The organism is Serratia plymuthica (assembly GCF_018336935.1).
Lineage (GTDB): Bacteria > Pseudomonadota > Gammaproteobacteria > Enterobacterales > Enterobacteriaceae > Serratia > Serratia plymuthica_B.
Genome location: NZ_CP068771.1, coordinates 753,534 through 766,358, shown reverse-complemented (window position 1 = coordinate 766,358; position 12,825 = coordinate 753,534). Strand labels below are relative to the sequence as shown.

The window sequence follows — 12,825 nt, the reverse complement described above, 5'->3', positions numbered from 1 at the left end:
TAAAAATAGGCGGATCAGATCGCCTCAGCTTCAAAGCGGTAAACCGCGCCTTTCCTCCTGGCAGGCATTTTCAAACGGCCAATAAACATGTATTTTATATGCAACATATAAAATCATCTTGTTCGCCCGCCACGCGCCGGCAACGCCCTGCCTCAGGAGAGACGCATGAACGATCTGCTTTGTTATAAAACGCTGCCGCAATGGAACAGCGCAACGCTGCCGACCAGCTTCCAGCAACAACACAATACCCAGGCCGGCACCTGGGCCAGGCTTACTTTGCTGAGCGGCGCCCTCACCTTCGCGCTGATGACGCAAGAGGGCGAAACCACCGAAACCTGGCAGTTCAGCCCCGAGAGCCAACCGCCGTTTATCGAGCCGCAGCAATGGCACCGCATCGTTTCCTTCTCGGACGACATGATCTGCCAACTGGCTTTCTACTGTTCGCCGGAAGATTACTACGCTAAAAAGTATGAGCTGACGCGCACCCACTCGGAAGTGATCGAAGCCGCGCGGCAAATCGCCCCCGGCAAGACGCTGGATCTGGGCTGCGGCGGCGGGCGCAATTCGCTTTATCTCAACCTGAAAGGCTTTGACGTCACCGCCTGGGACAAACACTCGCCGTCGATTGACAAGCTCAACGGCATCATCGACGGCGAAGCCCTGTCGCACATCCGCGCCGGCACGCTGGATCTCAACATCCACTCTTTCAGCGGCGAATACGATTTTATTCTTTCTACCGTGGTGTTCATGTTCCTGAACCGGGAGCGGATCCCCTCGCTGGTGCAGGAGATGCAAAAGGGCACCCTCAGCGGCGGCCACAACCTGATCGTCGCGGCGATGGATACCCCGGATTACCCGTGCAACCTGCCCTTCCCGTTCACCTTTAAACCGGGGGAGCTTAAAGACTATTACCGGGGCTGGGAAATCCTCAAATACAACGAAGACGTTGGCCAACTGCACAAAACCGACGCCGCCGGCAACCGCATTTCCCTGCGTTTCGCCACGCTGCTGGCGCGTAAGCCCTAATTCCGAGCAAAAGATTGGCGTTAGTCACAGCAGATTCTGACTGACGCCATTTTCAGAAAACAACATGAAGTTTATTACGTTGCCAACCCAGCGGCGCAGCGTTAGGATCGCGGCCGGCTACGGGCGTAGCCAGTTTTTTTGCCTGTCAGTTCCGCGCATGGAGAGGTTATTGTGTTAGAAAGTTTTGGCGTCCTGAATCTCTGGACCTATCTGGCCGGGGTGGTTTTCATCATCATCCTGCCGGGCCCGAATACGCTGTACGTACTGAAAACCGGGGTTTCACGCGGCGTACGCGCCGGCTATACCGCTGCGCTGGGCGTGTTTATCGGCGATGCGATCCTGATCTTCTGCGCCTATATCGGCGTGGCTTCGTTGATCCGCACTACGCCGTTCCTGTTTACCCTGGTGCGTTTTCTCGGTGCGATTTACCTGCTGTTCCTGGGCGCAAAAATCCTCTACGCCACCTTTATCCAGAAAAACACAGCGCAGCAACAGCAGGTTGAAGACAGCCACAGCATCCTGCGCAAATCGCTGACGCTGAGTCTGACCAACCCGAAGGCGATTTTGTTTTATGTGTCGTTCTTCGTGCAGTTTATCGATTTCAACTATGCTCACACCGGCCTGTCGTTCACTATCCTGGCCGTGATCCTCGAGTCGGTCAGTTTTATCTACATGACCACGCTGATCTTCTCCGGCGCGATGCTGGCGCACTTCTTTAACCACAAGAAAGGGTTGGCAAAACTGGGCAACGGCCTGATTGGCCTGCTGTTCCTCGGCTTCGCCACCCGCCTGGCGACGCTCAGTTCGTAATCTGGTTCAGCAACGGCTGAGCGTCTCAGCCGTTGCCTTCTTGCAGACTGTCACGCAGCACAAACCGAATGTCAGGCAGACAAAAGGCGATCCCGGCCGCCTGTTGTAGGCTTTGAAGGTTAACGATAGCGACCTTTTTTGTCTGACAGGAGGGCGTATGCCTGACAATACCCAAGCAGTGATGGACAGCGTTTCGCGTTTTCTCGATCGTCAACACAGGCTGTATATCGACGGCCAATGGTGCGAATCCAGCGCCGATGACCGGTTGGCGGTGTATAACCCCGCCGACGGGCAGCAAATCGCCTCCACCGCCGATGCCAACGCGCAGGACGTAGCCCGTGCGGTGCAATCGGCCCATAAAGCCTTCACCACCGGCGTTTGGGCACAGCGCCTGCCGGCAGAACGCGAGCGTATTTTGCTGCGCTATGCCGATCTGGTTGAACAACACGCCGAAGAATTGGCCCAGTTGGAAACGCTGGAACAGGGCAAATCGATCAATATCGCCCGCGCCTTTGAAGTGGGCTGCACGCTGAACTGGATGCGCTATACCGCCGGGCTGACCACCAAGATTGTCGGCCAGACCCTGGATGTGTCGATCCCGATGCCGCCAGGCGCAAAATATCAGGTTTATACCCGTAAAGAGCCGATTGGCGTGGTGGCCGGCATAGTGCCGTGGAACTTCCCGCTGATGATCGGCATGTGGAAGGTGATGCCGGCGCTGGCGGCGGGCTGTTCGATCGTGATCAAACCGTCTGAAACCACCCCGCTTACCCTGCTGCGCATGGCCGAACTGGCCACCGAGGCCGGCGTTCCGCCGGGCGTATTCAACGTGGTGACCGGCCGGGGCACAGGTTGCGGCAAGGCGCTGACCGAACACCCGCTGATCGCCAAAGTGAGCTTTACCGGCTCCACCCCAGTCGGTAAAAGCATCGCACGCAGCGCGGCGGACCGCCTGACGCGCGTCACGCTGGAGCTGGGCGGTAAAAACCCGGCCATCGTGCTGAAAGATGCGGATCCGCAGCAGGTGATCGAAGGCCTGATGATGGGCAGTTTCCTCAACCAGGGCCAGGTGTGCGCCGCCAGCTCGCGGATTTACATCGAAGCGCCGATTTACGACAGGCTGGTGGCCGGGTTCGAGCAGGCGGTGAAATCTCTGACCGTCGGGCCGGGCATGGACGCCACGGCACAGATAAACCCGCTGGTCTCCAGCGCTCACCGCAATAAAGTGGCGGCCTATCTGGATGATGCCAGAGCCAAGCACGCAGAGCTTATCAGCGGCGCAGCCGGGCCGGATCCGCAAGGATTTTACATTCCGCCGACGCTGGTGATTAACCCGGACGACAAGCTGAACCTGACGCGTGAAGAAGTGTTTGGCCCGGTAGTCAACCTGATCCGGGTCGCGGACGCCGAAGAGGCGCTGAGCAAAGCCAACGACACCGACTACGGCCTGACCGCCAGCCTGTGGACCACCAGCCTGCAACAGGCGATGGCTTTGACGCCGCGCATTCAGGCCGGCACGGTGTGGGTCAATACGCATACCTTGATCGACGCCAACATGCCGTTCGGCGGCTTCAAACAGTCCGGCAGCGGCCGCGACTTCGGCCCCGACTGGCTGGACGCCTATACCGAAACCAAATCGGTGTGCATTCGCTATTGAGAATCGGCTAAATCATCAGGGCGCCGCCTGCGGCGCTACTGATACTGCTTGCGGTATTCGCTCGGCGAGACGCCAAAGCGGGCTTTGAAGGCGGTAGAAAAGTGGCTGTGATCGGTAAAACCCCAGTCATAGCCGACCGTAGCCAGTTTTTGCCGCCCCGGCGCGCTGCGCAAGGCTTGCGCGCACAAATCCAGACGGCGGTTCTTGATGTACTGGGCCACCACCAGCCCCTGACGGGCGAACATCCGATACAGGCTGCGTACCGAAACGCCAAGCTCCCCGGCGATCCACTCTGGGCGCAACTGTTCCGACTGAATATGCGAATCAATAAATGCCAGCGAGCGGGCGAAGAGCTGCGGCTGCGCTTCGAACGCCACGTCAGGGTCGATTAGCGCCGGGCGCAGCAACGTAGCCACCGCGTTCAGGATCGCCTCGCTCTCTGCGGCGCTCATCTGCGGGTCCTGCATGCAGCCCAATATCAGTTGACGGCTGAGCCGCACCACGCTGTTTTCCGCCTCGATCCGCCGCGCGCACGGCAAGTCGGTGCCACCCAGAGGCCGTTCGATATAGCTGCGCGGCATCAGTAAGGAAATTTGGCGAGAGTCTTGTTGAAAGGTAAAGCTGCTGGGCCGTGCAGCGTCGATTAACGTGATGTCACCGGCGGACAACACGGCCTGCCGGTCGTCTTGCTCCATCAATGCGCTGCCACGCAATTGAAATACGGTAAAAAAGTGCGAACCGTCGCTGCGGGCAATCTCCTGCGGCGTACGATACAACCGGGTTTGGGCGGCATCCACCACGCTCAGGCGCAGCGCGTGCGTACGAAACTCCTGTATCGCACCGCTAAAGCCCGGCCCCAGCGTCTTGGCGCAAAACCGGCCGCAGGCGGAATTGATTTTCCCCAACCACGCCTCAAATCCGGCGTCTCTGACCTGTGCGGAAATTGCCATGATTTTCCCCTTCAAACACCCGCGATAAAACCGCGAGCCTTGCTGAACAGAAAATAAACATAACAACCCGATAACACACAATCAACGCCGGGACGGCGATCTGGCGCAGGGATCACAGATTGCCCTTTCACCATGCATAAAGGAAAAACCCGGCCGTGGCCGGGTTTGCCATATAAACAGAATCACAAAACGTTAAAGTTGATATTACCGATATATAACGACTCACCGGCTGGCAAGTTGGTCAGGTTGATATAGAACAACAGCCATTGCTGGCTACCGTCGGCAATATTACGCGGCGCTTGCCCGCTGCCTACGTTGAAATCGCTGGCGTTACCAAACATGTTGATTGCCGTCATTGGTGTAGTGGTCACATTAACCGTACCGAAGTTCCAGGTGTCCTTAACGTTGGAGAAATAATAGCCGACTGGTGCTGTCACACTGCGGATCCCTTCGCCGGAAAAGGCATAACCAGCAGTGGTAGCAAACTCCACCGACCCCATCACCTGCACTTGGCAATAAGGTACCTTGCCTTCCCCCATCGCCATCGGGATAGCAATCCGTTGGCTACCGGTAGTCGCGGCCGTTTTCCTGATCTCAATGACCTTACCGGTAAAAGCAGACCCGGCTGGTGGATAAACGGTTTGCACAAGATAATTGGCTGCGGTAAAGGCGTAACCGAACACGGTGGCCAAATAAGAGGTTACCTGCTCAGCCGTTTGCAGCTTCAGCATTTTATTGTTTTTTGAGGTTAGAGGCTGTAACACCGGGCATTGGTTCTGATTAACCATAAAACATCCCTGGGTTCTTAACTGCCCCTCCCCGGATAACAAACTGTTATGCCCGAAGGTGTTCTCAAACTCACAGTCCTGCAGGATCACCTTGCTGTGATATTGTTGAGCATCAAAGTAGGAAGGCGCGGTAATGGCTACATTGGTGGTACCGTAAAACTTGGTGCCCACGGCGGTAAAACTGCCGGTCCCCGTGATCACCACCCGGCTGTTGGTAACATCACTGTTAATCTCCATATGGCCGCCAAGCATGCTTACCCGCGCGTTTTTAATCATAAAACCAAACTTTTGATAATCGACAGAGCAGTCGACGAAGTTATGCGCCCCACCTTCCAGGTTCAGAATCCCTCCATTAGCAAAGGTGCAATTGGTATAGCTGAGATTCTCCCCGGCGTCGGCGATACCCGCAGGGTAATAAACATCCCCACCTGAGTTTTGCGAAAAATAGCAGTCATAGAAACGGATCAAATAAGCGCGTGCACCGTATCTGACCGCTGGAGCCGTATGGAAATGGTAGAATTTTGCCTCGCGGACAACGCATCGGCAAAAACGGAAATCCCCCGCGACACCTTCACCTTCAAACAGCATCCCTGTCACACCCAGATTAATGGTGCTGCTGTCGATACGGTTTGGACTGCATGAATACATTTCCAGTTTTTCTAGCGTGCATTCAATAGTCGGCCGATTTTTTTCGTTGTACAACTGCAACAGGGCTTTCGGGTTGTTCACATCCTGGTTAAAACCTTCGTTGGCAAAGATAGCGCCACCGTTAGCGTACAAATTAATGCGCGTGTTCCAAATAACGGTAGAGCCTAAACCATATTGACGATTACCTTTAAAGCGCACGCCTGCCGGTTTGGGAGTCCAGTTAATATAGGTGCCACCCGGCGCTGTGCCTGCAGTACCAACCAACCAGGCCAACATACGGCTAAATGCCGGGGCGCTGTCATAACCATCGTTTACAAAGTTACCGGACTTATTACGGTAAAACGGTCGGGCTCCCCACCACTCTGGATCGACACAGTCTTCAAAAACTCGCTCCCAAATAACATTGTTGGCGTCTTTAATCAGCATTACACCGTCGACATCCCAACGATCTACCGTCGGGCTAGTGACTTGCTTGATAAACCGGCCGCCGGTATAGCTGTCCGTTACAACAATCTCTTCGGTATTGCTGATGTTTAACGCGACGTCATTCAGAGTTGCAACATAGTAAATGGTGCTTGATGAGGGTAATGGCATAGAGGGCTCCAGGATGTCAGTAGCAGAAGTCATTTAACGCCTGCGAAGGAGTCACAACTATATCGACGACAACAAGGTGGGGTTAGCGTAGCGCGTCCACTTGTGGCTGGCACAACAATCGAGAGAAAAACAAAGAATAAGGCACAGAGGACGCCCCTGTACCTTCAGAAATTAAGGCTGGGTGGTCAGCAGATAACGGACCACGGCCGCGTACTCTTTCGCGTAGCCGTCGACGCTTTGACTTGCCATGCCGGTATTATCGATTTTGTACTTACCGGAAACATAAAACGATGGCGTCGCACGCACGTCCAGCGCCTTCACCGCCTCATTTTGCTTGGCGATCAGGCCTTTCACCAACAGGCTGTGGCGCGCATTTTCATAAGCGGCGGCGTCGACGCCGGCGGCGGCAAACACCCGCCGGATATCCGCTTCACTGTTGATAGCCCGCTTCTTTTGCAGCTCGTCGAACAGCATAGCTTCGATTTTGTCCTCAATGCCCATCACCATCGCCACCGACCAGGCCTCGGTCAGTTCATTGCCCAGCTTGCCCATCAGACCAACATGATATTTGGTCAGTTTAGTGCCCGCAGGCAGTGCCTGGCTGACGGTGCTGCCCACGTGATAGATTTCGGCAAACTGATAACAGGGGCCGCAATAGAAGGAGAAAAACTCCACCACCGCAGGGGCGGACGCCACCGGCTTATCCAGACGGGTATATTGTTCGCCTTCGCGATAATCCGCCGCAGTAGCGGCAGGAAGCAATAACATCAGCAGTACAGCGGCGATTAACCGATTCATTTTAGCCATCATAAACACTCCCGTTTCAGATTCGACTATTGTCCCTAACGGCGGTGTTTATAATAAAATTATCGGTTCAAGGCCAGTTTTATTACCTTCTGTTTATAGGGAGTTGACGCGCATCAAAATCAAAGCCTGAAAATCAGCGTTTCATTGGTATTCTCCACCTCAACCACTATCCTTGAAAAAGAAGAGTGGGATGCAAAGATCCTGCGGCTGGAGCCGGGCGAGATAGAGGTAAAAATGACGCTGATTAATAAAAACGTGGGTGAATACGACTTCACTGCGGAAAAGAAAGGAGGGATGATCACCGGAACCATCAGCGGCGAGTTTCCGGACAGCGACGCCAACCTTCCTCTTCTGCCTTTCTCAGGCACCTTTTCAGCGCCTTCTGTCGCGGAGGCGATTGCGGATATTACGCGACAGTTCCCTGACATAGAGCCCGCGATCGTCGATTTGCTGCGAGAAGAGATGCTCAAGGCCGGGTTTTAGCCCGTCTTATCTCAATCGCTCAATATCCCCCCGATTAGAATAATCTTACTTACGGAATCTTTTCGGTTTGCCTACCCTTTCCATATTGCTAACCCCCGCGTCGGAAGATAATACTAGCCACCTCGATTTAGCGATAAAGGTTATATTATGCGTCGTATTCTGATGTTCATCAGCGCGGTGACTATTAGCGCAATGCTGTCCGGCTGTTTATTCCCACCTCCAGGTGGCGGCGGCGGGCGCGGTGGCCCAGGCGGGCCAGGTTATCACTTTAACGCGCCGCGCTAAATAACAGCCCCTTCAACATGGGGCTTAATAAAAATATATTTATTAAAACTCAGGGTATAATAATGAAAAAACTGATACTTATTATCACCGCCGTTATGGCGTTAAATAGCGTACAGGTCTTCGCGGCACCACCGATAAATGAACATCATGAAAAACCGATAATTCACCAGAATAATAAAATGCCGCCAAAGCCGCATCACAATAAAAAACCGCTCAGAAAAACGCACAAACCAGCACCGGAAAAACGCGCACCAGAGGCACGCCTCGACCGCAACAAGCATGCCGATTATTGAACCTGCGGTCACCCAAACAGCGGACAAAAAACACCGTCGGATGATCCAGATGGGCGTAGCATGCAGCGCCCCCAAGAAGAGAATCGATCCTGCCAGGGCGGTTTTGGCTGGATAAGTGAAAAGACTGCGTCAGCGGTGGCTGACGCAGCGCGGTAACGCTAAATAGCCGCGTTTAATACCGCCCATCTGTAGCACTATTCGGCACAGCGCTTCAGTTTTTGCGCAGTTGAATACGCACTACGCTTTCCGGTTTGCCGGCCTTGGTGCTTGCACCGTCATTTTTCACCGTCACGAACAGCACATTGTTGCGCGTATCCAGCGCCAGGCTGTTAGGGTGCGGCGGCAGCGCCACGGTTTGCAGGCGCTTGAGGGTGTTCGAATCAAACACCGTCAAGGTGCCGGCACCCCGTTCGACGCGGATCCCATTACGGTTGGCAACGTACAGGCGTTGGTTGCCGTCGTCCAACAGCAGGCCGATCGGCACTTCATCCGTCAGTTCGCTGGCCAGCACCTTGCCGCTGTCCGCATCCAGTGCAAACACCCGGTGCCCGCTGCTGCGCTTGGCGTATTCGTGCCCCAGATGAGTGTTGCGGTAGTCGTCGCGATCGATCCCCTGATCCACCCCTAGCAAACGGTTATGCTTGCCGTCATACACCAGGTTCAGCAATTGATCCGCCTGGATCTCTTTCGTCGAGGTGATCGCCAGCGTATCGGCATTCAGGGTGATCAACTGCCCCTGCATGTTGGAGACAAATACCCGTCGCCCTTTCTCATCGAGCGTGATGCCCACCGCGTTATAGCCAAAACCGGGAATGATTTTTTCCAGCTTGTTATTGCGGGTGTCGACCACAAACAGCACGCTATCCACGCCAAATCCCAGCCCCGGCAGGAACAGGCGACCGGTCTGCGCGTCATATTTCACCTCGCGGATCCGGTACTGGTAATCCTCGGTGATCTTGAAGCGTTTAAGCTCCCCGAGCAGGAACTCCAGCCGTTTGCCGCTGATGCCCGCCTGTTTGTAGGTCTGCTCAAGCAGGGTCTTTTCGGTCACCGGGATGCTGCTCAGCGCACGGTTGGTCTGAGTATCCACCACGCCGACCGAACCGTTGAAGCCCTGCGTCAGATACAGCCGTTTACCGGCATCATCCAGCGCCACGCCAAACCCCTTAACCTGCAGCGGGATCTCCGCCTGCACCGCCAGCGTGGCCGGATCCAGCCGCAGCACGCGTGAACGCGCCTCTTCCTTCCAGTCCGGCGCACTGACAAACAGCGACTGCTGGCTCGGGCTGTAGGCCATCTCCACCAGCGCAGACGACAGCGCCTGACGCTGGATATCCTCTGGCTTGATCCCGGCCTCGCGAGCCTGTGCCGCACCGGCCACCACCAACGAGGTTGCAATCAACAGCGACAGTAAGGCGCGGGGTGTTCCTATTGTTCCAGACATCCGTTTATCTCCTTGAAATAATAAAGCCCGTTAGGGTGAACAACGTCATTCCTGCGGCACCGGCGATAAGGCCGACAGCGGGATATCCCCACCGGCGTGCTGCGCAAAATGTGAGAACACGTGCTCAATGGCGCCGGCGATCAGCCCCGCCTGCTGAGCGGTGTAGTGATCGGTGCGGTAGGTCATCATCACGCGCAGGGATTTCACGCCGTCGAGGTTTTCCTCCATCACCTCGAACTGCAGGCCAAGCAGCGATTCGGTTTTTTCCGGCTCTACCTGGCGGTATGCCACCGTACTGCCGTCTTGCAGAGTGAATTCCCCGTTCAGCTTGATGCGGCTGTGGATCTGAATGAACACTTCGAACATGTGATTCTTGCGATCGGCGTGCGCGCCAAACAGCCCCTCTTCCACCAGATCGATGGGGATGTCGGTATAGGGCATCGAGCCGTTGATGGTGTTTTTGACCTGGTCGATCAAACCTGCCAGCGTCAGTGAGTCAGCGAAACGCACCCGATGTACGACCACGGTGGTGAAGTAGCCGACGGTGTCGAAGAATTCGGCGTCGTTACGGCCGGAGGTCGAGGTGCCCACCAGCAGGTCCGCCGGGCCGCCAAGCAGGCGCAGGGCGGTGGTAATGCCGGCATAGACCACATTGAACAGCGAAGCGTTGTTCTTTCTGGCCTGCGCGTACAGCCCATCGGCCACCGCCGGATCGACGTCAAACTCCAGCCACCCGCCGTTGACATCGGCCTCCGCCGGTACCGCAGGATGGTGTGAAGGCTCCTGCTGGAACAAAGGTTGGCCGACCGGCGCATCGCGCAGGTTATCGAGCCAGTAATCCAGGTGTTTTTGCCTGACGCCGCTCGCCTGTTGCTGCCGGGCGAAGGCATAAAACTGCGGCACCCCGGTTTTCCACGTCGGCGGCTGCCCCGCCACGCGATGGCGGTAGGCAATGCCCAGCTCTTCCATCATCAGGTTCAGCGACCACTCGTCCAGCACCACATGGTGGAACAGCAGCGAGAGCAACTGCCGGCCCGTTGCCGCGTCGCGCAGGAAGGTGGCGCGCAGCGGCAGCTCGGTGGCCAGGTTAAAGCGGTGTTCACCGGCTTTGGCCAGCATTTCGCTCGCGTCGCCGGCCGGGGTTTCATGGGAGAAACGGAACCAGGCATAGTCCGGCAGCTCAACGGCCGGCACCACCTGCTGACGCACCTCGCCTTGCTGCTCGATAAACAGCGAGCGCAATACGCTGTGGCGCACCATCACGTCAATAAACGCCTGGCGCAACGCCCCTTCATCCACCGGATCGAGGAAACAGATGGCGAACGGCAAGTTGAAGATTTCGTCGTGACCAAAAGCTTCGTAAACCTTCCACAAAGAGTGCTGCGCCAGTGACAGCGGCGCCTGCACCGCTTCGCCCTGCTCCTGCGTGACCCGCTCCGCCACCGGGGCCGCAGCCGCCTGCCGTTTCGCGTAAACCGACAGCCCACGGGCGGTGGCGTGGCTGAACAGATCGTTAATGTTAAGCTCGATGCGGTGCAGGCTAAGCAGCCGACCGATAACGCGGGTCGCCACCAGCGAGTGCCCGCCACGATCGAAGAAATCTTCATCGAGGGTCATCTCCGGTGCGGCCAGCGCGTCGCGGAACTCCGCCAAAATCAGCTGCGCGATCTCTTCATCTGCCCCGTCGTCCGGCGCCATAGGCCGTTCACTGGCGGGGAGCAGCGCCGCCGCTACCCTCTGCCCGGCAAGGGAAGCGACAAACTGCTCCAGCAGGAAAGGGGCGGCATGTGGGGTGAGTCTTGGGTCCGCGACCAGTTCCAGCAGCACCGAGTCGGGATCCGGCAGGCTGAGGGCCAGCACCAGTTCAAAGGGGGTATGCAGCGGTGGCAACAACAGGCGCTCGGCGCTCACGCCATCGAGCTGCAAAGCCACCGACGGATCCGCCAGCCAGGTCACCAACAGTTGGGCCAGGTCTGGATTCGGTTCTTCCGCCATTTGTTGCGCCAACAGCCTGTTCAATGGGTCGGGATCAGAATGTTGCAAAGTCAGGCGCTTCAAGCGGGCGGTGCCCGTCCAGCTCTCCAGGCCGATAGCCTCTTGCGCATCCCCCTGCGGCACGCACAGTTGCAACGGCTGCCCGCCGGCCTGGGCGGAGATAAAACCGGCGAAGCGAACGGCGACTGCCGCCAGCAGTTGCGCCGGGTTTTCGGCGGCAGGCAACATCCTGCGCGCAACGCGGGTCGCGACGCGTACGCCGGCCTGCGCCAGAATGCCATCCTGCGGCACAACCGAGCGATAGTCCCGCAGCGCCGCCGCATGACGCGGCCACGGCAGCGCCAGACCGGCACTTTCCGGCAATCGCGCATTTAACCCCATCGGCGGCAAGGCGGCATAAATCGATGCCGGCTCCTGCCGGTTATACAGTGCCGACAGCCGGGTCAATAACTGCCGGCATGACAGCGTTTCAGCCAAAATATCGTGCGCAACCACGCCCAGCACGGCGTTTGCGCCCGTGAACACCAAAAAGCGCAGCGGCGCTTCCCGCGCCAGTTCAAGCGGTGTGGCCTGCGCCTGCAACAAGCGGCTGAGCGCCTGTTCCTCGCTCGCCACCGACTGAATCTCCACCGGGTTCAGCGGCGCATTGCCGCGCAGCTTGCGCAAACCTCGTTCATCATCGAAATCATAGCGGACGTCCAGCTCCGGCATCTGCCGCGTCAGGGCTTCCAGCGCGCTGGCCAACCTGCCGATATCCGGCTCACCGCCCAACCGCCACGCCATCGCCTGTTGGCTGCCGCCGTCTCCCCGCTGCTGATGGGTGAACCACGCCAGCTCTTCCGCCTCACTCAAAGGCTGCGAGGCATCCGCCGCCCGGTCGCCCAGCGTCTTGAACGCCAGATCCAGACGCTGGGCCTCGTCGTCGCTCAGAATACTGTCAAAATAACCGCTCACTGCTCTATCTCCTTGTGCCCGGTCGCACCGGAACGTCGGGGAACGCTTGTCACGAAAAGGGGCGTTTGCACGCCCCGCAGGCAATTGACAA

Annotated in this window: 10 protein-coding genes; 5 read left to right on the top strand and 5 right to left on the bottom strand. The window is 57.1% G+C overall.

Translation table 11 applies throughout. The features are described from left to right. The first annotated feature begins 165 nt into the window (after positions 1–165). The 3 genes from tehB (at position 166) to JK621_RS03570 (ending at position 3,493) form a co-directional block, all read left to right on the top strand. Positions 166–1,026 carry an SAM-dependent methyltransferase TehB gene (gene tehB / locus JK621_RS03580; protein WP_212558669.1) on the top strand — a complete coding sequence of 287 codons (861 nt, stop codon included), beginning with the start codon at positions 166–168 and terminating at the stop codon, positions 1,024–1,026. A 171-nt stretch (positions 1,027–1,197) separates the two neighbouring features. Further along, entirely contained in the window at positions 1,198–1,836 is a 639-nt protein-coding gene (gene leuE, locus JK621_RS03575; RefSeq protein ID WP_212558668.1) for a leucine efflux protein LeuE, read from the top strand. A gap of 157 nt (positions 1,837–1,993) precedes the next feature. Continuing rightward, positions 1,994–3,493 carry an aldehyde dehydrogenase family protein gene (locus JK621_RS03570; protein ID WP_212558667.1) on the top strand — a complete coding sequence of 500 codons (1,500 nt, stop codon included), beginning with the start codon at positions 1,994–1,996 and terminating at the stop codon, positions 3,491–3,493. 35 nt (positions 3,494–3,528) lie between these two features. Here the strand turns inward: JK621_RS03570 and feaR are convergent, their stop codons facing one another. From feaR to JK621_RS03555, 3 genes are all read right to left on the bottom strand, one after another. Beyond that, entirely contained in the window at positions 3,529–4,443 is a 915-nt protein-coding gene (gene feaR / locus JK621_RS03565; protein WP_212558666.1) for a transcriptional regulator FeaR, read from the bottom strand. A 182-nt stretch (positions 4,444–4,625) separates the two neighbouring features. Then, on the bottom strand, positions 4,626–6,473 hold the full coding sequence (locus tag JK621_RS03560) for a hypothetical protein (RefSeq protein WP_212558665.1): 1,848 nt from the start codon (positions 6,471–6,473) through the stop codon (positions 4,626–4,628). A gap of 171 nt (positions 6,474–6,644) precedes the next feature. Continuing rightward, the gene (locus tag JK621_RS03555; protein ID WP_212558664.1) at positions 6,645–7,283 is read right to left on the bottom strand and encodes a DsbA family protein; all 639 of its coding nucleotides are present in this window, start codon (positions 7,281–7,283) and stop codon (positions 6,645–6,647) included. 231 nt (positions 7,284–7,514) lie between these two features. On the opposite strand from JK621_RS03555, the gene JK621_RS03550 reads away from it, so the two are divergent. Both JK621_RS03550 and JK621_RS03545 read left to right on the top strand, forming a co-directional pair. After that, a complete protein-coding gene (locus JK621_RS03550; protein WP_212560115.1) occupies positions 7,515–7,763 on the top strand; it encodes a hypothetical protein in 249 nt (82 codons plus the stop codon). A gap of 347 nt (positions 7,764–8,110) precedes the next feature. Next, the gene (locus JK621_RS03545) at positions 8,111–8,341 is read left to right on the top strand and encodes a hypothetical protein (protein WP_212558663.1); all 231 of its coding nucleotides are present in this window, start codon (positions 8,111–8,113) and stop codon (positions 8,339–8,341) included. A gap of 211 nt (positions 8,342–8,552) precedes the next feature. On the opposite strand, the gene JK621_RS03540 is transcribed toward JK621_RS03545, so the two are convergent. Together JK621_RS03540 and JK621_RS03535 are read right to left on the bottom strand one after the other, a co-directional pair. After that, the gene (locus JK621_RS03540; RefSeq protein WP_212558662.1) at positions 8,553–9,785 is read right to left on the bottom strand and encodes a YncE family protein; all 1,233 of its coding nucleotides are present in this window, start codon (positions 9,783–9,785) and stop codon (positions 8,553–8,555) included. 45 nt (positions 9,786–9,830) lie between these two features. After that, positions 9,831–12,734, bottom strand: a complete 2,904-nt coding sequence (locus JK621_RS03535) for a condensation domain-containing protein (protein WP_212558661.1) — start codon at positions 12,732–12,734, stop codon at positions 9,831–9,833. Positions 12,735–12,825 lie beyond the last annotated feature (91 nt).